Here is a 22,831-nt window from a genome sequence, read left to right as displayed (position 1 = left end):
CGCTTTCAAGGACACTGCATGCCTCCTGCCGTGCGCTTCGGCGTCAACTACACCCCCAGCGAAGGGTGGTTCCACCACTGGCTCGACTTCGACCTCGACTCCGTGCGCGCCGACCTCGACTCGATCGCCGAGCTGGGTCTCGACCACGTCCGGGTGTTCCCGCTGTGGCCGTACTTCCAGCCCAACCGGTCCCTGATCCGCACCCGGGCCGTCGACCAGCTGGTGCAGCTCGCCGACGCCGCCGCCGAACGCGGGCTCGACGTCAACGTGGACGGTCTGCAGGGGCACCTGAGCAGCTTCGACTTCCTGCCGGCCTGGACCCGCACCTGGCACCGGCGCAACCTCTTCACCGACCCGGACGTGCTGGAGGGCCAGGCGGCCTACCTGCGCACGCTCGCCGCCGCCCTCGCCGACCGGCCCAACTTCATCGGCATGACCCTCGGCAACGAGGTCAACCAGTTCTCCGCGGGCCCGCATCCGGACCCCGACCGGGCTTCCGTGACGCAGATCGACGCCTGGCTGGACCGCATGCTCGCCGCCTGCGAGGAGGGCGCCCCGGGCCGGCTGCACCTGCACGCCGAGTACGACGCCACCTGGTACCAGGACGACCAGCCCTTCACCCCGGCCCAGGCCGCCCGCCGCGGCGCCGTCACGGCCGTGCACTCCTGGGTCTTCAACGGCACCGCCCAGCGCCACGGCCGCACCTCCGTGCCGACCGAGCACCACGCCGCGTACCTCGTCGAGCTGAGCAAGGCGTGGGCCGACGACCCGCACCGGCCGGTCTGGCTCCAGGAGGTCGGCGCGCCCGCGCCCCTGATCCCGGCCGAGCACGCCGCCGCCTTCACGGAGGCGACCGTCGCGAACGCCCTGGACTGCCCCGACCTGTGGGGAATCACCTGGTGGTGCTCCCACGACGTGTCCCGTGACCTTGCCGACTTCCCCGAACTCGAATACGGCCTCGGCCTGCTCACCAACGACCGCAAACCGAAGGACGCGGCACGGGTGCTGGCCCGCGCGGCGAGCGAGCGCACGTACGCGCCGCCCGCACCCCGCACCACGGCGCTCGTCGTTCCGGCGGACCCCTCGACCCGGTCGCGCTGCGCACCGGGCGGCCCCGTCTTCGACGCCTTCTTCCGACTGGTCGCCGACGGCGTCCGCCCGACCACCGTCCTCGACACGCGCGCCGAGGACCGGCAGCATCTCGCCGCGCGCGGCATCACCGACGTCCTCACTCCCGACCAGGTACTCCCTCTCCCACAAGGACCCCACGGAGGCACCCGCTCGTGAAGCCCACCAGACGCACCGTCCTGCTCGCCGGAGCCTGCGCCGCTGCCGCCCTGCTCCCCTCGCTGCCGGCGGCGGCAGCACCCAAGGCCGCCGCCGCGCTCCAGCCCTACGCCTCCTACTGGTATCCGGACTCGCTGCCCCCGGGCACCCCGGGCACCGGCATCACCTGGCGCGGTCTTAAGTCCTGGCGGGCGACCGACGACCCGGACCTCGCCTTCAACGCGGCGTCCGTGCCGCTCGCCGCGCGCTTCACCCCCACCCCGGCGAACGCGACGGCCCGTACCGGCCAGGCCCGTATCCAGTCGCTGGTGTCCTTCGGCCCCACGGCGAGCAACCCCTCGCAGGGCTCGGCCACCGCCGACTACTACGCCCTCACCCACTGGGCGTACATCGACGAGCTGGTCTTCTGGGGCGGCTCCTCCGGCGAAGGGCTGATCCTCGCTCCGAACGCGCCGATCGTGGACGCCGCCCACCGGCACGGCGTGCCCGTGCTCGGCAACGTCTTCCTGCCGCCGGCCGCCTACGGCGGGCAGCTGCAGTGGACCCGGGACCTGGTGCAGAGGGACACGGCGGGGCGCTACCCGCTGGCCGCACAGCTCGTCGCGGTGGCGTCCGCGTACGGCTTCGACGGGTGGTTCGTGAACGCCGAGACCGGCGGCGGGGACACCGCCCTCGGGACGGCCATGCAGGGGTTCATGCGGGAGCTGAAGTCGCTGGCCGCGGCCGCGGGGCAGCGGGTGACCTGGTACGACTCGATGACCGTGAACGGGGCGGTGAGCTGGCAGGGAGCCCTCAACGCACAGAACCAGGCGTTCTTCCAGGCCGCCGACGACATGTTCGTCGACTTCCGCTGGTCGGCGAGCGGCCTGGCGGCGTCGGGGACGCGCGCCGAGCAACTGGGGCGCAGCCGCTACGAGCTGTGGGCGGGCGTGGACGTGGAGGCGGGCGGCTGGAACACGTCCGAGAACTGGGACGCCATCGTGCCGGGCGACCGGCCGCACGTCACGTCGCTCGGGCTGTACCGGCCGGAGTGGACGCGCAACCAGCTGCCCGCCGACGGCCGGGCTCCGGGCGCCTTCCACGCCGCCGACGACCGGTTCTGGACCGGGCGCTCCCTCGACCCGTCCCGGCCGGACGGCACGGACAGCTGGCGGGCCCCGGCGGTGTCGGTCGCCGACCGGTCGACGGTGACCTCGGTGCCGTTCGCGAGCGTGTTCAACACCGGGCACGGGCTGCGGTGGTACGAGGAGGGCGTCGTCACCTCGGACGCGCCCTGGAACCATCTGGGACTGCAGGACCGGCTGCCGTCGCGGCGGTGGGTGGTACGGACGGAGGGGGAGCGGCCGGCCGTCTCCTTCGACTTCGCGGACGCGTGGCGGGGCGGCAGCAGTGTGCTGGTGGACGGTGAACCGGACGCGCCCGTCACGGTGGATCTGTACGCTTCACGGCTCCCGATCACTGTGGACACGGTTGTCGAGCTGACGCATCGGACGGACGTCGGGCGTGTGAACGTCGAGCTGGCGATCGCGACGGCCGAACCCGGCGAGGTCGGCACGCCACCGCCGTACACATATCTGCCTGTGAACTCGGTCAACGGCTGGCACACCGTGACGGTCCCGCTCACGGGCCTGTCCGGCACCGTGCACGCCATCGGCGTCCGGCTCACCGCCGACGAGGGACCCGTGAAGTGGCGGCTCGGCGGCCTCGCCGTACGCGACGCCCGGCCGACTCCCGCTCCTCCGCAGGGCTTCCGCGTCACGGCCGCGAACGGCGGCGACCTGCGCCTCGCCTGGCACCCCGCCCCCGGTGCCGTCAACGAAGCGACGGCGCCGGCCACACGCCACTACACCCTCCACCGCCTCCTCCCCGACGGCACCCGTCGCTTCCTCGGCGGCACCTGCCAGCACGCCTACTTCGTCGCCGGCCTCCAGCCCGAGCAGGGCGAGCGGGCCGCGCGGTTCGAACTGCGTGCCGTGGGGGAGCTGTACACGTCGTCGGCCCCCGTCACCGTGACCCACCCCTGGTAACCACCCGCCCCACCACCCGCCCACGGACCCCTTACGGAGCACTCCGCATGCATGACGACCGCAGCCTGGTCGAAGCCCGTCTCAAGCGCGTCCTCGACGAGCGCGTCCGCCCCGCCGTGTACCCCGAGTCCGCACCGCTGCAGGTGGCGGTGTGGCACGCGCCCGGCGAACCGGTGCCGGTGGCCGAGGGGCTCGCGGCCGAGCCCGAGCCGATCGAGGTGGGCGCCCGGTGGGGTGCCCCGTGGGGCACGAGCTGGTTCCGGGTCACCGGGACCGTGCCCGAGGCGTGGGCGGGCCGGACCGTCGAGGCGATCCTCGACCTCGGCTTCGACGAGAACATGCCCGGCTTCCAGTGCGAGGGCCTGGTCTACCGGCCCGACGGCACCCCGGTGAAGGGTCTCAACCCGCGCAACCAGTGGGTCCGCGTCGGTGCGCCCGTCGAGGGCGGCGAGGAGGTGCGCCTGCACGTCGAGGCCGCCTCCAACCCGGTCATCCTCGACTACCACCCTTTCCTGCCCACTCAGTTGGGTGACAAGGAGACCGCCGGCAGCGAGCCGCAGTACACCCTCACCCGCATGGAACTGGCCGTCTTCGACGAGACGGTGTGGCAGCTGGTGATCGACCTGGAGGTGCTGGGCGAGCTGATGGCGGAGCTGCCGGTGGAGTCCGCGCGCCGCTGGGAGATTTTGCGGGCGGTCGAGAAGGCCCTGGACGCGATCGACCTCCAGGACGTCAACGGCACGGCGGCACAGGCCCGTTCACATCTCGGGCCGGTACTGTCCACGCCCGCCGTCCCCTCCGCCCACCGGATCAGCGCCGTCGGCCACGCCCACATCGACTCGGCCTGGCTGTGGCCACTGCGCGAGACCGTACGCAAGGTCGCCCGGACGACCTCGAACATGACCGCCCTCCTGGACGACGAGCCCGACTTCGTCTTCGCCATGTCGCAGGCCCAGCAGTGGGCGTGGGTGAAGGAACATCGGCCCGAGGTGTGGGCGCGGGTGAAGAAGGCGGTGGCGGACGGGCGGTTCGTACCGGCCGGCGGGATGTGGGTGGAGTCGGACACCAACATGCCGGGCTCCGAGGCGATGGCCCGTCAGTTCGTGCACGGCAAGCGGTTCTTCCTCGACGAGTTCGGCATCGAGAACGACGAGGCGTGGCTGCCCGACACCTTCGGCTTCGCCGCCGGACTCCCGCAGATCATCAAGGCGGCCGGCTCCAAGTGGCTGCTGACGCAGAAGATCTCCTGGTCCCAGACCAACCGGTTCCCGCACCACACCTTCCGTTGGGAGGGCATCGACGGCACCCGCATCTTCACGCACTTCCCGCCCGTGGACACCTACAACTGCTCGATGAAGGGCAGCGAGATCGCCCACGCGGCCCGCAACTTCAAGGACAAGGGGGTCGCCCGCCACTCCCTCGCCCCCACCGGCTGGGGCGACGGGGGCGGTGGCACCACCCGGGAGATGGTCGCCAAGGCGGCCCGGCTGCGGGACCTCGAAGGCTCGGCGACGGTCGTGTGGGAGACCCCGGGGGAGTTCTTCGAGAAGGCCGAGGCCGAATACCCCGAGCCGCCCGTCTGGGTCGGCGAGCTCTACCTCGAACTCCACCGCGCCACCCTCACCAGCCAGGCGAAGACCAAGCAGGGCAACCGGCGCAGCGAACACCTCCTGCGCGAGGCCGAACTGTGGGCGGCCACGGCAGCCGTACGCACCGGATCCCCCTACCCCTACGAGGACCTGGACCGCATCTGGAAGACAGTACTGCTGCACCAGTTCCACGACATCCTGCCCGGGTCGTCCATCGCCTGGGTGCACCGGGAGGCCCGCAGGACCTACGAGCGGATCGCCGGAGAGCTGACCGGCATCATCGACGCCGCCCAGCGCGCCCTGGCCGGCGAGGGCGCGACCCCGCTCGTCTTCAACGCGGCGCCGCACACCCGCGACGGCGTTCCGGCGGGCGCCGCACGTACCCCCGCCACCGGGGCCCGGACGGCACGCACCGACCGCCCCGGCGGCGGACACGTCCTCGACAACGGCCTCCTGCGCGTCGAGATCGACGCCCGTGGCCTGGTCGTCTCCGCCTACGACACCGAGGCCGACCGCGAGACGATCGCCCCCGGGCGGGCCGCGAACCTCCTCCAGCTCCACCCGGATTTCCCGAACATGTGGGACGCCTGGGACGTCGACGAGTTCTACCGCAACACGGTCACGGACCTGACCGACGCGGACGAGGTCGCCCCGGACGGGGACGGCGTGCGGGTCGTACGGTCCTTCGGCGCCTCCCGCGTCACCCAGCTGCTGTCGCTCGCGCCGGGGGAGCGGCGGCTGGTCCTGGACACCGAGGTCGACTGGCACGAGACGGAGAAGTTCCTGAAGCTCGCCTTCCCGCTCGACGTGCACGCCGAACGGTACGCGTCCGAGACCCAGTTCGGGCACTTCCACCGGCCCACCCACACCAACACCAGCTGGGAGGCGGCCAAGTTCGAGGCGTGCAACCACCGCTTCGTCCACCTGGAGGAACCCGGCTGGGGCGTGGCGGTCGTCAACGACTCGACGTACGGCCACGACGTGACCCGCACGGTACGCACCGACGGCGACCGCGGTACGACGACAACGGTCCGGGTTTCCCTGCTCCGCGCCCCGCGCTTCCCCGACCCCGAGACCGACCAGGGCGTCCACCGCTTCCGGCACGCCCTGGTGCCCGGCGCCGGCATCGGGGACGCGGTCCGCGAGGGCTGGCGGATCAATGTGCCCGAGCGGCGGATCAGCGGCGCTCAGGAGGTCGCGCCGCTGGTGACGGTCGACAGCGAGGCCGTCGTCGTCACCGCCGTCAAGCTGGCCGACGACGGCAGCGGTGACGTGGTCGTCCGGTTCCACGAGGCACACGGCGGCCGGGCCCGGGCCACGCTCACGGCCGGCTTCGAGGTGGCGGGCGTCACCGTCACCGACCTGCTGGAACGCCCGTTGCCCGAAGCATCGGCGCCCCGGCGGGACGGCGAGCGGATCGCCGTACGGCTGCGGCCGTTCGAGTTGATGACGCTCCGGTTGCGCCGGGCATGAGAACGGTCGCGGGGGCCGATGCGGACACGAACCCGGCTATCGGCCCCGAGCGGCCGGCGCCGACAGCGGGGAGGGGCTTCCGAACCGCACCGCGACGCCCGGCGAGTAGAGGACACTGACCGGCGGCCCGGTCGGCTGGGGCAGGCCCGCGGCCGTCAACAAACCGTCGTCCAGGTCGAGCAGTTCGGCCCGGAACAGCGGCCACGGGTCGTGTTCGTTCGGCAGGTGCATCGTGCGGCCGTGCCACGAGACGTGCAGACCCCACCGTGCCGTCAGGAACCGCTCCAGCGGGGTGGGTTCCGCGATCGGGTGGCCTATGCGAACCGCCGTGCGGCTCGCGGGGCCGTTGCCTCGGGAGCCCCGTCGGCGGCAGCTGTAGGTGATCACATCACGCTCGCGGCGCAGGCGCATCGCCGACCACGTGTAGGGCAGCCGGACCCCGAGCCGGCCGATCAGTACCGGGAGCAGGCGGGCCGCGTCCAGGGAGCGGAAGACGACAGCGCGGCGGCCCTGGTCGTCGACCGAGTACAGCCGCACGTTCGTCTCGCAGAACGTGCCGAGATACGGCAGGCCCGGCCCCGGTCCCAGGCCCACGCCGCGCATCCGGAACGGGACCAGACCGACATAGGTCACTCCGTCCAGGGTGTCCGGGCGGGTGCCGGCGGGCAGCAGTCCCGCGACCCGGTCCGGCTCCACCGGCCAGTGCAGGAAGGTCAGTTCGTGCCAGCCCTGCACCAGGGTGGGCCGCCGTACGGGCCGTGGCGTGGACAGGGTGACCGGCTCGATCTGCATACCGCAGCGTGAGGTGATCAGCGGACCTCGTCAACGACCTGGGAGCGCAGCCACTGCTCCACCTCGCCCACATGCGCGGCCGCCGCCGCCCGCGCCGCCTCCGGATCGCGGGCGACCAGCGCGCGGTGGATCGCGGCATGCTCGCGGCGGGTGCGGGCGAAGGCGCCCTCCTCCTGGTAGCCGCGCCAGACGCGGGCGCGGAAGGTGCGGGAGGACAGGCCGTCCAGGATGGCGGCCATGGTCTCGTTGCCGGCGGCCGTGGCGATCTCGCGGTGGAAGGCCAGGTCGTGGGCGAGGATCACCTCCGGGTCCTCGGTGGCGTTCATCGCCGTCAGGTGCTTCTCGACCTCGGCGAGCTGGTCCGAGGTGATCCGGGCCGCGGCCAGCGCGGTCGCCGTCGACTCCAGGATGCGGCGCACCTCGAGCAGCTCCACCAGTTGCGGGCCGCGCGAGAGGTCGGCGACCACGCCGAAGGTCTCGAGGAGGTCGCCGGCCTCCAACTGCGTGACGTAGATGCCCGAACCGTGCCGGGCCTCCAGCACGCCCAGCACCGTGAGCGCGCGGATCGCCTCACGCATCGAACTGCGGGAGATGCCCAGCTGGACCGCCAGATCGCGCTCGGTGGGCAGCCGCTGGCCCGGCTCCAGCCGCCCCTCGCCGATCATCGCCTTGATCCGCTCGATGGCGCGCTGCGTCACGGTGCCCTTCTGGGGGGCTGTCTCGTCCACGCCATTCCTCCACTCACCAGGTGCGCCCGAAGTCTAACCACCCGAGTGGTCGGACCACTACGGCCAAAACTCGGGGAAATGTGCCGCCGAAGGGTGTTCTTTCGGCCGAGTGGTCTGATAAGTATGCGGACATCTGCTCGACACGCTCGATGAGGAGCCGCCAGATGCCCGGCAGGACAGTGGAGAAGCGGAACAGGTTTCGGATGTTCGGTGCGGTGGCCGCGGTCACCGGCGCCACGCTCGTGCTCGCCGCATGCGGCAGCACCAAGGACGACACCGCCGACTCGGCCGGCAGCGGGGGAGGCGACGGGACCGGCAAGGTCGGCGTGATCCTGCCTCTGCTGACCTCGCCGTTCTGGCAGTCGTACAACGACTACGTGCCCAAGACGGCGAAGTCCGAAGGCGTGGACGCGATGAAGACGGTCAACTCCAACAGCGATCCCTCGCAGCAGATCACCGACATCAACAACGTGCTCAACCAGGGCATCAAGGGCCTCGTCGTCGCGCCCCTGGACAGCGCCGCCATCGAGGCCGGCCTCGACCAGGCCGAGCGCAAGGGCGTGCCGGTCGTCGCGGTCGACGTGGCGCCCGACAAGGGCAAGGTCGCCATGGTCGTCCGGGCCAACAACGTCGCGTACGGCGAGAAGGCCTGCCAGTACCTCGGCAAGGAGATCTCCTCCGGCAAGGTCGTGCAGATCATGGGCGACCTCGCCTCGGTCAACGGCCGTGAGCGCTCCGAGGCCTTCCGTTCCTGCGTGAAGAAGAACTTCCCGAAGCTGAAGGTGCTGGAGATCCCCGCCAAGTGGGAGTCCGACACCGCCGCTTCGAAGCTGGACACGCTCCTCAACGCCAATCCCGACATCAAGGGCATCTACATGCAGGCCGGCGGCGTCTACCTCGCGCCGACCCTGCAGACCCTCAAGTCGAAGGGGATGCTGAAGAAGGCCGGCCAGGCGGGCCACATCACCATCGTCTCCAACGACGGCATCCCGCAGGAGTTCGACGCCATCCGCAAGGGCGAGATCGACGCCACGGTCTCCCAGCCCGCGGACCTGTACGCCAAGTACGGCATGTACTACATCAAGGCGGCGATGCAGGGGAAGACCTTCGAGCCCGGCCCGACCGACCACGACTCGACGATCGTCAAGCTGCCCAGCGGCATCCTCGAGGACCAACTGCCCGCGCCGCTGGTCACCAAGGAGAACGTCGACGACCCGAAGCTGTGGGGCAACACGGTCTGATGAGCACGCCACTTGTGGAAGCGCGAGGCGTCGTCAAGCGCTACGGCCCCACCACCGCCCTCGCCGACGGCAGGCTCACCGTCCTGCCCGGCGAGTCCCACGCCCTGGTCGGGCGCAACGGCGCGGGCAAGTCCACCCTGGTCACCCTGCTCACCGGGCTCCAGGCACCCGACGAGGGCACGGTCCGCTTCGACGGCGAACCGGCGCCCCCGCTCACCGACCGGGACGCCTGGCGCCGCAAGGTCGCCTGCGTCTACCAACGGCCCACGGTCGTCCCCGAGCTGACGGTCGCCGAGAACCTGTTCATCAACCGCCAGCCGCTCAAGCGGAGGTTCATCAGCTGGCGCCGCCTCAAGGCCGAGGCCACCGAGCTTCTCGACGCCTGGGACGTGCACGTCGACCCCGAGGCACGCACCGCCGACCTCAAGGTCGAGGACCGCCAGATGGTGGAGATCGCGAGGGCGTTGAGCTTCGGCGCCCGCTTCATCGTCCTCGACGAGCCGACCGCCCAGCTCGACAACCGCGAGATAGAGCGGCTCTTCAGCCGGATGCGCGCCCTGCAGGAGTCCGGGGTCACCTTCCTGTTCATCTCGCACCACCTCCAGGAGGTGTACGAGGTGTGCCAGACCGTGACCGTGCTGCGCGACGCCCGCTGGATCACCACGGCTCCGGTCGCCGACCTGCCGAGGGCGGCGCTGGTGGAGGCCATGGCGGGGGAGTCCCTCGAGACGATCGCCGAACAGGCCGTACAGGAAAGGATCGTCGACGACACCGCCCCCGTTCTCCTCGACGCCCGCGGTCTCAGCTCCGAGTCTTTCGAGAACGTCGATCTGACCGTCCGTCGCGGCGAGGTCGTCGGCCTCGCCGGATCCAGCGCCAGCGGAAAGATCGAGCTCGCCGAATCGCTCACCGGACTGCACACCCCGACGAGCGGCACGGCTCAACTCGACGGCAAACGGCTCCCGTTCGGCGACGTCCAGGCCGCTCTGAACGCCGGCGTCGGCTGTGTCCCCCGTGACCGGCACGCCCAGGGCCTGGTCATCGGCATGACCGTCGGCGACAACGCCACCATGAGCGTCCTCGACCGGCTCGGCCGCTTCGGCTTCGTCGGCACCGAACGCAAGCGCGCCGTCGCCACCGAGCTGATCGAACGCCTCGACGTGCACACCGAGGGGCCCGACCAGCCCGTCTCCGACCTGTCCGGCGGCAACGCGCAGAAGGTCGTCATGGCCCGCGCCCTCGCCTCCGACCCGCGCCTGCTGGTCCTCATCAACCCGACCGCGGGCGTCGACGTGAAGTCCAAGGAGTCCCTGCTCGCCCGCGTCGACAGCGCCCGCGAGGACGGCACCGCCGTCCTCGTCGTCTCCGACGAACTCGACGACCTCAGGCGCTGCGACCGCGTCCTCGTCCTCTTCCACGGCCGTGTGGTCGCCGAGCACCCGGCGGGCTGGCGCGACCACGAGCTGATCGCCTCCATCGAAGGAGTGGACCATGGCTACAGCATCTCCCCGGGGGACAACCCCCGGACCCCCGGCCCGGAAGGGGGAAGCCGGGGTGACTGAGACGAAGGCCCCGCCGATCACGCCCCCGCGGGTGCCCGACCCGCGTGCGGCCAAGACCGTCCTGCTGCGCCGCGCCCGCGAACTCGCCCTCGTCCCCGCCCTGTTGCTGCTGATGGTGCTCGGCGCGGTGGTCAACGACTCGTTCCTCACCGAACGCAACCTGATCTCGATCCTCGGCGCCTCGGCCGCCCTCGCGATGGTCGTGCTGGCCGAGTCGCTGGTGCTGATCACCGGCAAGTTCGACCTGTCCCTGGAATCCGTCGTCGGCATCGCGCCTGCCGTGGGCGCGCTCCTCGTCCTGCCGGTCGCCCAGTCCGGCTGGGGCACCGAGTTCCCGGCCGTCCTCGCCATGCTGGCGATCCTCGTGGTCGGCGGGGCGATCGGCGCCTTCAACGGCGTCCTGGTCGTCAAGTTCAAGCTGAACGCGTTCATCGTGACGCTCGCGATGCTGATCGTCCTGCGCGGTCTGCTCGTCGGCGCCACCAAGGGCAAGACCCTCTTCGGCATGCCCGACAGCTTCTACTCGCTGGCCACCACCACCTTCCTCACCATCCCCATGTCGGTGTGGGTCGCCGCGCTCTCCTTCGGCGCCGCCGGGTTCGTCCTCAAGTACCACCGCATCGGGCGGGCCCTGTACGCCATCGGCGGCAACGCGGACGCGGCCCGCGCGGCCGGTATCCGCGTCGAGCGCGTGATGCTCGGCGTGTTCGTCGTCGCGGGCGTCCTCGCCTCCGTCGGCGGCATCATGCAGACCGGCTACGTGGGCGCGATCAGCGCCAACCAAGGCCAGAACATGATCTTCACCGTGTTCGCGGCCGCGGTGATCGGCGGCATCAGCCTCGACGGCGGCAAGGGCACCATGTTCGGCGCCCTGACCGGAGTACTCCTGCTCGGTGTCGTGCAGAACCTGCTCACCCTCGCCCAGGTGCCGTCCTTCTGGATCCAGGCCATCTACGGCGGAATCATCCTCGTCGCCCTCATGATCGCCAGAGTGACGACAGGACGCGCCCAGGACTGACCACCCCCGCCCCCGCTCCCGACCGAAAGGCCCTCTGTGTCCCCGACGCCCGGCCCCCCTTGCCGCATCTCCGCGCTCGACACCCACGACATCCGTTTCCCCACCTCGCGCGAGCTCGACGGCTCCGACGCGATGAACCCGGACCCCGACTACTCGGCCGCGTACGTCGTGCTGCGTACGGATGCCGAGGGCGGTCCGGAGGGGCACGGTTTCACCTTCACCATCGGGCGGGGCAACGAGGTCCAGGTCGCCGCGATCCACGCGCTGCGCCACCATGTGGTCGGACGGTCCGTCGACGAGGTGTGCGCCGACCCGGGCTCGCTCTTCCGGGACCTGATCGGGGACAGCCAGCTGCGCTGGCTCGGGCCCGAGAAGGGCGTGATGCACATGGCGATCGGCGCGGTCACCAACGCCGTGTGGGACCTGGCGGCCAAGCGCGCCGGCAAGCCGCTGTGGCGGCTGCTCGCCGAGGCCGACCCCGAGTGGCTGGTCGCCCAGGTCGACTTCCGCTACCTCACCGACGCGCTCACCCCGGAGGAGGCGCTGAAGCTGCTGCGCAAGGGCCGGGAAGGAGCGGCCGAGCGCACCGCCGACCTCCTCGCCCGCGGCTTCCCCGCCTACACCACCTCCCCGGGCTGGCTCGGCTACGACGACGAGAAGCTCACCCGGCTCGCCGCCGAGGCGGTCGCCGACGGTTTCCGGCAGATCAAGCTCAAGGTCGGCGCCGACCTCGACGACGACATCCGGCGCTGCCGCGTCGCCCGCCAGGTCGTCGGCCCCGGCATCCGCATGGCGATCGACGCCAACCAGCGCTGGGACGTCGACGAGGCGATCCGCTGGACCAGGGCACTCGCCGAGTTCGACCCGTACTGGATCGAGGAGCCCACCAGCCCCGACGACGTCCTCGGCCACGCCGCCATCCGCAAGGCGGTGGCCCCGGTCAAGGTCGCCACCGGCGAGCACGTGCAGAACCGGGTCGTCTTCAAGCAGCTCCTCCAGGCCGGCGCCGTCGACGTCGTCCAGATCGACGCGGCCCGTGTCGCCGGCGTCAACGAGAACCTCGCCGTGCTGCTCCTCGCGGCCAAGTTCGGCGTGCCGGTCTGCCCGCACGCGGGCGGCGTCGGCCTGTGCGAACTCGTCCAGCACCTGTCGATGTTCGACTACGTGGCGCTCTCCGGCACCACCGAGGACCGCGTCATCGAGTACGTCGACCATCTGCACGACCACTTCCTCGACCCGGTGGTGATCCGCGAGGGTCACTACACGGCACCCGCCACGCCGGGCTTCTCGGCCGCCATGCGGCCGGAGTCCATCGCGCGGTACACCTTCCCCGACGGCGCCTTCTGGGCCGCCGACCTCGAGACGCACAACGACGAGAACAAGAAGGGACAGGCGGCATGAGCGACTTCGAGGGCCTCAAGGCCCTGGTCACCGGCGGCGCCTCCGGCCTCGGCCGGGCCACCGCGGAACTCCTGGCCGCGCGCGGCGCCCAGGTCGCCGTACTCGATCTGGACCCGTCGTCGGTGGAGAAGCCGCTGCTCGCCTACCGGGCCGACGTCACCGACGACGCCTCCGTACGCACGGCCGTCGCGGCCGCCGCCGCCGACCTCGGCGGACTTGACGTCCTGGTCAACAACGCGGGCATCGGCGCCCAGGGCACCGTCGCGGACAACGACGACGAGGAGTGGCACCGCGTACTGGACGTCAATGTCGTCGGCATGGTGCGCGTCGCCCGCGCCGCCCTGCCCCACCTGCGGCAGTCCGCGCACGCGGCGATCGTCAACACGTCGTCCATCGCGGCCACCGCGGGCCTGCCGCAGCGGGTGCTGTACAGCGCGACCAAGGGCGCCGTGTACTCCCTCACCCTCGCCATGGCCGCCGACCACGTCCGCGAGGGCATCCGCGTCAACTGCGTCAACCCCGGCACCGCGGACACCCCGTGGATCGGCCGCCTGCTGTCCAAGGCCCCCGACCCGGCCGCCGAACGCGCCGCCCTGGAGGCCCGCCAGCCCACCGGCCGCCTGGTCTCGGCCGACGAGGTCGCGGGCGCCATCGCCTACCTCGCCAGCCCCCTGTCCGGCGCCACCACGGGCACCTCACTCGCCGTCGACGGCGGCATGCAGGGCCTGCGCCTGCGGCCGGCGGGCCAGTGAGCACACTCGGCCGCGGCGGCGTCCAGGTCAGCGAACTCGCCTTCGGCGCCGCCGCGATCGGCAACCTCTTCACCGAGGTCGGCGAGGAGCAGGCGCACGAGGCCGTGACCGCGGCCCGGCAGCGCGGGATCCGCTACTTCGACACCGCCCCGCACTACGGCATCGGCCTGTCCGAACGCCGCCTCGGCGCGGCCCTGCGTGAGCATCCGCGGGACCAGTACACGATCTCGACCAAGGTGGGCCGCCGCCTGGAACCCACCACGGAGACCGGCGACGACCTGGCGAACGGCTTCGCCGTCCCCGCCACCCACCGCCGCGTGTGGGACTTCACCGCCGACGGCGTACGACGCACCCTGGAGGCCAGCCTCGAACGTCTCGGCCTCGACCGCGTCGACGTCGTCTACCTACACGACCCCGACGACCACGCCGAGCAGGCCTTCCGGGAGGGCTATCCGGCCCTGGAGAAGCTCCGCTCGGAGGGCGTGGTCGGCGCGATCGGCGCGGGCATGAACCAGTCCGAGATGCTCACCCGCTTCGTCCGCGACACGGACGTCGACGTGGTGCTGTGCGCCGGCCGCTACACCCTGCTCGACCAGGGCGCGCTCACCGAACTGCTCCCGGCGGCGGTGGAACGCGGCACGTCGGTGGTGGTGGGCGGCGCCTTCAACTCCGGTCTCCTGGCGGACCCGAAGCCGGGGGCGACGTACAACTACGTCCAGGCACCGGCCGAGGTGCTGGACCGGGCCCTGCGGCTCAAGTCCGTCGCCGACCGCCACGGCACCACCCTGCGGGCCGCCGCCCTGGCCTTCTGCGCCGCCCATCCGGCGGTCGCGAGCGTTCTCGTCGGCGTCCGTTCGGCGGCCGAAGTCCACGACTGCGCCGACCAGTTCGCGGCCGCCGTCCCCGCCGCCTTCTGGCAGGAGGTCAGGGACACCGGCCTCCTGCCCGCCGACGCCCCCGTCCCCGCGGAGGAACCGTCAGAGGAGCCGTCATGAGAGTCGCCCTGCACACCAAGGTCCGCGCCGACCGGATCGACGCGTACGAAGCCGCCCACCGCGAGGTCCCGGCCGAGCTCACCGACGCGATCCGCGCCGCCGGCGCCACCTCCTGGACGATCTGGCGCAGCGGCACCGACCTCTTCCACGTCCTGGAGTGCGAGGACTACGCCCGCCTCCTCGCGGAGCTGGAGAAGCTGCCGGTCAACATCGCCTGGCAGGCCCGCATGGCCGAGCTCCTTGACGTGGTCCACGACTACTCCGGCAAGGGCGCGGACGCCGGCCTGCCCGTGGTGTGGGAGCTGCCGTGACCGTGGACGCGCACCACCACGTGTGGGACCTGTCCGTCCGTGACCAGGACTGGATCGACCGGGGCAGCCCGCTCCGGCGCGACTTCACGGTCGAGGATCTCGCGCCCGAGGCCCGCGCGGCAGGAGTCGACCGCACGGTCCTCGTCCAGACCGTCACTGTGCCCGAGGAGACCCCGGAGTTCCTCGCCCTCGCGGCCGGCCACGACCTGATCGCGGGTGTCGTCGGCTGGACCGACCTCACCCGCCCCGACGTCGCCGACGAACTGGCCCGGCTGCGGGAACTCCCCGGTGGGCGGTACCTCAAGGGCATCCGCCACCAGGTCCAGGGCGAGCCGGACCCGGAGTGGCTGCTGCGGGCGGACGTACGACGCGGCCTGACCGCCGTGGCCGAAGCGGGCCTGGTCTACGACCTGGTCGTCCTGCCTCACCAGCTCCCCGCGTGCGCCAAGGCGGCGGCCGGCCTGCCCCAACTCACCTTCGTCCTCGATCACTTGGGCAAGCCGCCCATCGCCTCCGGCGCGCTGGAACCCTGGGAGTCCGACGTCCGTTCTCTCGCCGCGGCGCCCAACACGGTCTGCAAGCTGTCCGGCATGGTCACCGAGGCGGCCCCCGGCTCCTGGACCGTCGATGACCTGCGGCCGTACGCCGACACGGTGCTGGACGCCTTCGGTCCGGACCGGTTGATGTTCGGCTCGGACTGGCCGGTGTGCACGACGGAGACGACGTACGGTGAAGTGCTGGACCTCGCACGGCAGTTGATCGGCGCGCAGGACCACACCCAGGTCTTCGAGACCACCGCCACCCGCGTCTACGACCTCTGAGCCACCCCGGCCAACCGCGTGGGCGGCAGATACTCCCGCACGTACGTCCGCTCCCAGCACGCGCCCGTCTCGCGCAGTTCCTGCCACGTCGTGTACCGGTAGCGGAAGAGGCGGGCGCGGACATAGCGGGGCGGGGCGTCGGGCGGGAACGGGGAGCGGCGCAGCAGCTTCAGCGTGTCGCGGTCGTTCTCCAGGAGCCGTTCCACCAGGGTGCCGAACCACGAGCCGGCGTACGCGGGCGACAGCGCGGCGAACCACATCATCCAGTCGAGCCGCAGATGGTACGGGGCGAACTGGCGCGGCCAGTGCCGGGGATCGCCCGGCTTGCCCTTGAACTCGTACTCCCGCCAGTCGGAGTCCTCGCGCGGTACGTCGTCGGACGTGCCCTCGACGACCACCTCGTGGCGGATCCGGCTGACGCTGCCGAAGGCGCCGTAGGTGTTGACCAGGTGCAGCGGGTCGAAGGAGCGGTTCATGACCTGGCGCCGGGAGAGCATGTTGCGGACCGGCTGGTAGCTGAGCCCCACGAGCAGCGCGGCGACCGCGAGGACCACGACCTCGTACCAGAGCGGCGCGTCGGGCACCGACAGCGGATCGCTCGGGAGTTCCACCGCCGACAGGGCCAGCACGATGGTGATCCAGTTCAGCCAGGAGAAGTTGCCCGAGAGCACCAGCCACAGCTGGGTGAGAATCATCAGCGAGGCCGCCGCCGTGGCGACCGGCTGCGGGGTGAAGAGCAGGACGGGCACCACGAGTTGGGTGACGTGGTTGGCGGCCACCTCCACGCGGTGCAGGGGCCTGGGCAGATGGTGGAAGAACCAGCTCAGGGGGCCGGGCATCGGCTGCGTCTCGTGATGGTGGTCCAGGCACGTCAGCTTCCGCCAGCACTCGTCGCCGCGCATCTTGATCAGACCCGCCCCGAACTCGACGCGGAACAGGATCCAGCGCAGCAGGAACAGCACGAGGATCGGCGGGGCCACCTCGTCGTTGCCGAGGAACACGGCGAGGAAGCCGACCTCCAGCAGCAGGGACTCCCAGCCGAAGCCGTACCAGGTCTGGCCGACGTTCACGATCGACAGGTACAGCACCCACGGCACCAGCCACAGCACCATCCCGGCCCACAGGGGGAGATACGAGTCGAGCCCCGCGACGAGTGCCGCCGATACCGCGCAGCCCGTCCACGCACAGGCCGCGAAGAACCGGTCCGAGTAGTGGAGCTGGAAAAGGCTCGGGGCGTGCTTGAAGGGCATCCGCGCCACGAACCGGGGCACGGGCAGCATGCCGCGCTCGCCGATCAGCGCACGGAACTGCAGGGCCGCCGTCAGGAACGCCACGAGGTACAGGACGGCCAGAGCCCGCTGGAAGACCAGCCGGCTCAGCCAGTACTCGGATGCGGTGAACCAGTCCACGGCCGTGCGCTCCTCCTCTCCCATTCTCGCGCCGGAACGTTCTCGCGCCGGAACCCCGGGTGACTCTCCGTGTACCAAGGTCTCCGCTTGCGTAACCCAAGTGAGTGAAGCAGACAATAGTGACGAACTGTCGCGCCCCGGACGGCGGCGCTGCACGGGATGGACGGGATCGACCGGATCGACGGGAGAGTGTGGTGCGCATACCCACCGGAACCCTCGTCACGGCCTGCGCGCTCTCGGTGGCGCTCCTCGTCGCCGGCTGCGGCGGCGACGGGGACCAGGACACGAAGGCGAGCGGGGAACTCTTCCTCCAGCCGGTCGCGGCCCAGGGGCCTGATCCCTTCACGGACTCCACGGCGACCTCGGCAGCCACGCCGTCCCCGGTCACCCGAACGCCGCAACCGGACGACGGGTCGGGCCCGACCGCCGTACGGTCCGTGTCCGGCGAGACGCCCGGACTCTACGGCGGCGCCGCACGGGTCGGCGGCTGCGACGTCGACCGGCAGATCGACCACCTGACCCGCGACCCGGCCAAGGCCCGCGCCTTCGCCCGGGTCGAGGGCATCTCCCAGGCGTCGATCCCCGCCTACCTGCGCGGACTGGCGCCGGTCGCGCTGCGCGCCGACACGCGGGTCACCAACCACGGCTTCAGTGGCGGACGGGCGACGAGCTACCAGTCCGTCCTTCAGGCGGGCACCGCCGTCCTCGTCGACGACCGGGGTGTGCCACGGGTCCGGTGCGCCTGCGGCAACCCGCTGAAGCCGCCGGTCGCGACGCAGGGCAGCCCGGGCACCAGCGGGCACCCCTGGGCCGGATACCGGCCCGCCCAGGTGATCATGGTGGCCCCGACCGCCCAGGCCATGACCGACATCACGATCATCGACGTCGTCACCAACACCTGGATCGAGCGACGCATCGGCCACGACGTCCGACACGACCGCGTGGTGCCCGCCCCGGACCCGGTGCCGCCGACCCCGATCCCCGACAACAGCGCGTCCATCTCCCCGACGGACGAGCGTACGGAGAGCTCCTCCCCGGAGGCGTCCGACTGCGTGACGCCGACCGCGACCGTCACACCGGACGCCACCGACGACGTACCGACGGATGGGCCGACCGACGTACCGACGGATGTACTGACCGATGTGGCGACGGACGAACCCATGGACCCGTCTCACGAACCCACGGTGCCGTCCGACGAACCCACGGACCCGTCCACGGAGACGTCCGCGAGCGAGCCCACGGACTGCCCCACGGCCACCGCCGTCACGGCCACGCCCCCGACGAGCGACCCGGAGAGCCCGCTCGTCCCGTCGGACGACACGAGCGTGCCCGGCCTCGGGACGACGATCCCGGACGGACCGACCGCCGAGGATCCCACCGTGGAGGCCCCCGGCACCCTCCACGACTCCCCGGACGAGGTCGGCCCCGAGGCCGTGCCGGACACCCCCGACCTGCCCGACGGCGGCGGCCTGATCCCCGACGACCCGGCCGGTACGGACAGCGTCCTCGGCAGTCCCACGGACGTCTTCGGCAGCTGACCGCACGCGCCCGACAGCCCGCGTCCCCGTCCGCCTCCCCGGTCGAAGTATCGGACAAATCCTGGCAAGGTGGCCCCATGGTTGATCGGGGAGCGAGCGCCCTGTCACTCCCGGACGACTGGCCCGCCCACCCGGATCCGATCCTGGCGCTCAACCGCATGGGCAGTTTCGACTGGGACCTGGACAACGGTGTGTTCCACATGGACGCCCAGGCCCACGAGGTCTTCGACCTGCGCCCCGACGAGTACGACGGGAACCCGACGTCCCTCGGTATCCGGGTCCCGCGGGCCGAGGCCCACCGCCTGGACGCCCTGGTCGCCCAGGCCATGAAGGACGGCAGCGAGAACTACGGCGCCTACTTCCGTCTCCGCCGCCGCGACGGCACCCTGCGCTGGACCCACACCCAGGGCTACATCCGGCGCGACGAGACGGGCCGCCCGCGTCGGATCATCGGCATCGTCCGGGACGCCACCCGGGAACTGAGGGAGAGCGAGGTCCGCCGGGAGCAGGCCGCCCTGGACGCGGCCCTGCGGGACCAGACCAACGTCGTGCAGCTCACCACGGCCGCGCTCGCCCACGCCCGCACCGTCCAGGACGTCATCGACGTCCTCAAGGACACCCACGGCCTCACCCATCTCGGTGCCACCAGCCTGGTCTTCGGCCTGGTCGAGGCCGGCCGTATCCGGCTGGTCGCCGAGGGCCCCGCGGGCAGCTTCGTCCCCGGTACCGACATCACCCGGATCGACGAGCCCTATCCGATGAGCGAGGCCGTCCGGACACTCACCCCCCGTTTCATCGAGTCGCCGGAGGAGTTCGCGGCCCGGTACCCGGTCCTCTGGCCGCACATCACCGACCTGAACATCACCTCGGCGGCCTATCTCCCGCTCATCGCCGAGGCCCGCCCGATCGGCGCCATGGGCCTGCTCTACAGCGACCGGCACGGCTTCTCGCCCGAGGACCGCAACGTCCTGATCGCCCTCGGCAGCAGCATCGCGCAGAGCCTCATGCGGGCCATGCTCTACGAGCAGGACATGGACCTCGCCACCGGCCTCCAGCAGGCCATGCTGCCGCGCACCATCCCCAGCGTCCCCGGCGCCGACGTCGCCGTCCGCTACCGCGCCGGCAACGCCACGGGCTCCCTCGGCCGGGACGTCGGCGGCGACTGGTACGACGTCATCCCGCTGCCCGGCGGCCGGGTCGGTGCCGTCATCGGAGACGTCCAGGGCCACGACACACACGCCGCCGCCGTCATGGGCCAGCTGCGCATCGTGCTGCGGGCGTACGCCGCCGAGGGCCACACCCCGGCCGTGGTGATGGCCCGCGCCTCGGTCTTCCTCCACGAACTCGACACGGACCGCTTCGCGACCTGCCTGTACGCGGAGGCCGACCTGTCCACCGGCGTGGTCCAGGTGGTCCGGGCCGGTCACATCGACCCCCTCGTCCGCCGCCCCGACGGGAGCTGCCGCCGGATCTCCGTGGAGGGCGGACTGCCGCTCGGTCTGTCCGCCGAGTTCGGGAGCCTCGAATACCCCGTCGCCACCCTCGAACTGGATCCCGGCCACACCCTGCTGCTGTGCACCGACGGCCTGGTCGAACAGCCCGGCGCCGACCTCGACGACGGCATGCAGCTCCTCACCACCCTCATCGCCACCGGCCCGGACGACGTCCGCGACCTCGCGGACCGCCTCATCGACGTGGCCGAGGAACGCGGCGGTGACGACGACGTCGCCCTGCTCCTGCTGCGCCGCCGCGGCGTGGACGCCCCCCGGGCCGGGGGCCGGCTCCAGCAGCACGTGGCACCGGGCGACGCCGAGGCCCTCGCCGAGGCCCGGCACATGATCCGCACCGCGGTCGGTGCCTGGGGCGCCCGCGGCCTCTCCGACGAGATCGAACTCGTCGCCGACGAGCTGATCACCAACGCCCTGATGCACACCGAGGGCTCCGCCATCGTGACCCTGCGGGTCCTCACCGGCCGCGACCGCCGGCTGCGCGTCGAGGTCGAGGACTCCTCCAGCGCCCTGCCACGCCGCCGCGAGGCCGGCGAGTCGGGCGTGTCCGGGCGGGGCCTGCTCCTCGTCGACCTGCTCACCGACGTGTGGGGCGTGGAGGCGCGGGGCGGCGGCAAGGTCGTGTGGTGCGAGTTCGTGGTGCCGGAGCGGACCTGAGCACTTCGGCGACCGGTGGCACTCTGGACGTATGCCGGAACTCCCCGAGGTGGAAGCGCTCAAGGACTTCCTCACCGACAACCTGGTCGGCCACGAGATCGTCCGGGTGCTGCCCGTCGCGATCAGTGTCCTGAAGACGTACGACCCTCCGCTCGCCGCCGTCGAGGGCCGCGAGGTCACCGCCGTGCACCGGCACGGCAAGTTCCTCGACCTGGAGACGGACGGCGGCCCGCACTTCGTGACCCACCTGGCCCGCGCCGGCTGGCTGCACTGGAAGGACAAGCTCCGCGACGCCCCGCCCCGCCCCGGCAAGGGCCCCCTCGCCCTGCGGGTGGCCCTGGAGACCGGCGCGGGCTTCGACCTGACGGAGGCGGGCACCCAGAAACGCCTCGCGGTATACGTCGTCCACGACCCCCAGCAGGTCCCGGGCGTGGCCCGGCTGGGCCCGGACCCGCTGGCCGAAGACTTCGACGAGGCCCGCCTCGCCGCCCTGCTGGAGGGCGAACGCCGGCAGATCAAGGGCGCCCTGCGCGACCAGAGCCTCATCGCGGGCGTGGGCAACGCCTACAGCGACGAGATCCTGCACGCCGCGAAGATGTCCCCCTTCAAGCCGACGTCGTCCCTCAGCCCGGAGGAGACGAGCAGACTCTACGGAGCCCTCCGCACCACCCTCACCGAGGCGATCGAGCGCTCCCGAGGCGTGGCGGCCGGCCGCCTCAAGGCCGAGAAGAAGTCCGGCCTGCGCGTCCACGGCCGCACCGGCGAACCCTGCCCGGTCTGCGCCGACACGATCCGCGAGGTCTCCTTCAGCGACTCCTCGCTCCAGTACTGCCCCACCTGCCAGACAGGCGGCAAGCCACTCGCGGACCGCAGACTGTCACGGCTGCTCAAGTGACCGTGCCCGGCCCGCGCCGCGAGGAGAGGTCCTAGTCCTGGCGGGATTCGAGCGTCACCACGTGCTCCCCGGTCGCCGTGCGGATTTCGTAGCCGGCGATCTGGTCGGGGTGCATCGTCGAGCCGCCGCGCATGGTGTTGGGGCGGGCGTCGTGGCCCGGGACGCCCCAGGTGGCGATGGTCTGTTCGGAGCCGTCGTGGCCGATGGCGACGAGGTGGCAGGTGCGGGGACCGGCGCCGTCCTTGACCTTGACCTCGATGTCGCTGCCCCAGGCCTCGTCCTCGGCGGTGACCTCGGCCCAGACGCCGGTCCGTTCGTCGGTCGCGGTGACCCGCACGGCCCCGTCGGCGCCGTTCGTCATCAGCACGGCTCCGGGGCCCGCCACCGCGAGCACCACCGACGCGGCGACGACGTACCACAGCCGCCTGCGCCGTGCCCGGTGCCGTACGGCGACCTCGCCGAGGAGCCGTTCCAGCATCCGGGGACCGGGCTGCGCGGTGGGGTGCACCACGCGCGGTGTCGCCCGCCGGTACAGCATCAACTGCCGGGTCGCGGGCCCGAATTCGGTCACGGATGCCGCACAGCGGGGGCACTCCATGAGGTGGTCCTCGAAGCGGAACGCGTCCGCCTCGTCCAGCACGCCGAGCGCGTACGCGCCGACGTCGCGATGCCTCTCCAGGGACCTCATGACGAATCCTCGTGCCGTTGGGTGCGGGTGGGGTCACTCCTTGCTCCCACCGGTACGCACCAAGCCGCCGAATCACTCAAGGCACCCACAGAATCGCAACCAAGGGATTCGGAGCGGCCACACCCGCGGATTGGTCCGA

The 22,831-nt window shown here is 71.7% G+C and carries 18 protein-coding genes; 14 read left to right on the top strand and 4 right to left on the bottom strand.

What is annotated here, in order from left to right; all coding sequences use genetic code 11:
* The first annotated feature begins 18 nt into the window (after nt 1–18).
* The 3 genes from OG252_RS08880 to OG252_RS08870 are packed head-to-tail and all read left to right on the top strand — an operon-like array spanning nt 19 to nt 6,376.
* Nucleotides 19–1,287: a glycoside hydrolase 5 family protein gene (locus tag OG252_RS08880; RefSeq protein WP_329335047.1), complete on the top strand. Its 1,269-nt coding sequence runs from the start codon at nt 19–21 to the stop codon at nt 1,285–1,287.
* Nucleotides 1,284–3,314 (top strand): endo-beta-N-acetylglucosaminidase, encoded by a 2,031-nt coding sequence (locus OG252_RS08875; RefSeq protein WP_329335045.1) that lies wholly within the window; start codon nt 1,284–1,286, stop codon nt 3,312–3,314. Before OG252_RS08880 ends, OG252_RS08875 begins: the two co-directional genes overlap by 4 nt.
* A gap of 47 nt (nt 3,315–3,361) precedes the next feature.
* Nucleotides 3,362–6,376 carry an alpha-mannosidase gene (locus OG252_RS08870; protein WP_329335043.1) on the top strand — a complete coding sequence of 1,005 codons (3,015 nt, stop codon included), beginning with the start codon at nt 3,362–3,364 and terminating at the stop codon, nt 6,374–6,376.
* Between the two features lie 36 nt (nt 6,377–6,412).
* Here OG252_RS08870 and OG252_RS08865 read toward each other — a convergent pair whose 3' ends face one another.
* Both OG252_RS08865 and OG252_RS08860 read right to left on the bottom strand, forming a co-directional pair.
* Nucleotides 6,413–7,168, bottom strand: a complete 756-nt coding sequence (locus OG252_RS08865) for a YqjF family protein (RefSeq protein ID WP_266450759.1) — start codon at nt 7,166–7,168, stop codon at nt 6,413–6,415.
* A 17-nt stretch (nt 7,169–7,185) separates the two neighbouring features.
* A complete protein-coding gene (locus tag OG252_RS08860; protein ID WP_329335041.1) occupies nt 7,186–7,896 on the bottom strand; it encodes a FadR/GntR family transcriptional regulator in 711 nt (236 codons plus the stop codon).
* Nucleotides 7,897–8,060: 164 nt separating this feature from the next.
* On the opposite strand from OG252_RS08860, the gene OG252_RS08855 reads away from it, so the two are divergent.
* The 8 genes from OG252_RS08855 to OG252_RS08820 are packed head-to-tail and all read left to right on the top strand — an operon-like array spanning nt 8,061 to nt 15,997.
* Nucleotides 8,061–9,137 carry a sugar ABC transporter substrate-binding protein gene (locus tag OG252_RS08855; RefSeq protein ID WP_266450765.1) on the top strand — a complete coding sequence of 359 codons (1,077 nt, stop codon included), beginning with the start codon at nt 8,061–8,063 and terminating at the stop codon, nt 9,135–9,137.
* Entirely contained in the window at nt 9,137–10,699 is a 1,563-nt protein-coding gene (locus OG252_RS08850) for a sugar ABC transporter ATP-binding protein (RefSeq protein ID WP_266450766.1), read from the top strand. The genes OG252_RS08855 and OG252_RS08850 overlap by 1 nt, the downstream gene beginning before the upstream one ends.
* Nucleotides 10,692–11,717: an ABC transporter permease gene (locus tag OG252_RS08845; RefSeq protein ID WP_266450767.1), complete on the top strand. Its 1,026-nt coding sequence runs from the start codon at nt 10,692–10,694 to the stop codon at nt 11,715–11,717. Before OG252_RS08850 ends, OG252_RS08845 begins: the two co-directional genes overlap by 8 nt.
* A 36-nt stretch (nt 11,718–11,753) precedes the next feature.
* Nucleotides 11,754–13,118 carry an L-fuconate dehydratase gene (locus OG252_RS08840; RefSeq protein ID WP_329335036.1) on the top strand — a complete coding sequence of 455 codons (1,365 nt, stop codon included), beginning with the start codon at nt 11,754–11,756 and terminating at the stop codon, nt 13,116–13,118.
* Nucleotides 13,115–13,870: an SDR family NAD(P)-dependent oxidoreductase gene (locus OG252_RS08835; protein ID WP_266450770.1), complete on the top strand. Its 756-nt coding sequence runs from the start codon at nt 13,115–13,117 to the stop codon at nt 13,868–13,870. The genes OG252_RS08840 and OG252_RS08835 overlap by 4 nt, the downstream gene beginning before the upstream one ends.
* Nucleotides 13,867–14,865, top strand: coding sequence for an aldo/keto reductase (locus OG252_RS08830; protein ID WP_329335034.1), 999 nt, complete (start codon nt 13,867–13,869; stop codon nt 14,863–14,865). The genes OG252_RS08835 and OG252_RS08830 overlap by 4 nt, the downstream gene beginning before the upstream one ends.
* The gene (locus OG252_RS08825) at nt 14,862–15,176 is read left to right on the top strand and encodes an L-rhamnose mutarotase (protein WP_329335032.1); all 315 of its coding nucleotides are present in this window, start codon (nt 14,862–14,864) and stop codon (nt 15,174–15,176) included. The genes OG252_RS08830 and OG252_RS08825 overlap by 4 nt, the downstream gene beginning before the upstream one ends.
* Complete coding sequence (locus tag OG252_RS08820; protein WP_329335030.1) at nt 15,173–15,997, top strand: amidohydrolase family protein; 825 nt, start codon at nt 15,173–15,175, stop codon at nt 15,995–15,997. The genes OG252_RS08825 and OG252_RS08820 overlap by 4 nt, the downstream gene beginning before the upstream one ends.
* Here OG252_RS08820 and OG252_RS08815 read toward each other — a convergent pair.
* The gene (locus OG252_RS08815; RefSeq protein ID WP_329335028.1) at nt 15,985–17,406 is read right to left on the bottom strand and encodes a lipase maturation factor family protein; all 1,422 of its coding nucleotides are present in this window, start codon (nt 17,404–17,406) and stop codon (nt 15,985–15,987) included. The genes OG252_RS08820 and OG252_RS08815 overlap by 13 nt on opposite strands.
* A 194-nt stretch (nt 17,407–17,600) precedes the next feature.
* On the opposite strand from OG252_RS08815, the gene OG252_RS08810 reads away from it, so the two are divergent.
* The 3 genes from OG252_RS08810 to OG252_RS08800 all read left to right on the top strand — a co-directional run bounded on the left by OG252_RS08810 (nt 17,601) and on the right by OG252_RS08800 (nt 22,004).
* The gene (locus OG252_RS08810; RefSeq protein ID WP_329335026.1) at nt 17,601–18,944 is read left to right on the top strand and encodes a DUF6777 domain-containing protein; all 1,344 of its coding nucleotides are present in this window, start codon (nt 17,601–17,603) and stop codon (nt 18,942–18,944) included.
* Nucleotides 18,945–19,021: 77 nt separating this feature from the next.
* Nucleotides 19,022–21,109: a SpoIIE family protein phosphatase gene (locus OG252_RS08805; protein WP_329335024.1), complete on the top strand. Its 2,088-nt coding sequence runs from the start codon at nt 19,022–19,024 to the stop codon at nt 21,107–21,109.
* Nucleotides 21,110–21,140: 31 nt separating this feature from the next.
* Entirely contained in the window at nt 21,141–22,004 is an 864-nt protein-coding gene (locus OG252_RS08800; protein WP_329335022.1) for an Fpg/Nei family DNA glycosylase, read from the top strand.
* Between the two features lie 31 nt (nt 22,005–22,035).
* Here OG252_RS08800 and OG252_RS08795 read toward each other — a convergent pair whose 3' ends face one another.
* Nucleotides 22,036–22,692 (bottom strand): zf-HC2 domain-containing protein, encoded by a 657-nt coding sequence (locus tag OG252_RS08795; protein ID WP_266450785.1) that lies wholly within the window; start codon nt 22,690–22,692, stop codon nt 22,036–22,038.
* Nucleotides 22,693–22,831: the final 139 nt, after the last annotated feature.

Origin of the sequence: Streptomyces sp. NBC_01352, assembly GCF_036237295.1 — a bacterium.
GTDB lineage: Bacteria > Actinomycetota > Actinomycetes > Streptomycetales > Streptomycetaceae > Streptomyces > Streptomyces plumbiresistens.
Note: the sequence above shows the minus strand (reverse complement) of the source record. Positions and strands in the feature narration are given on the sequence as shown.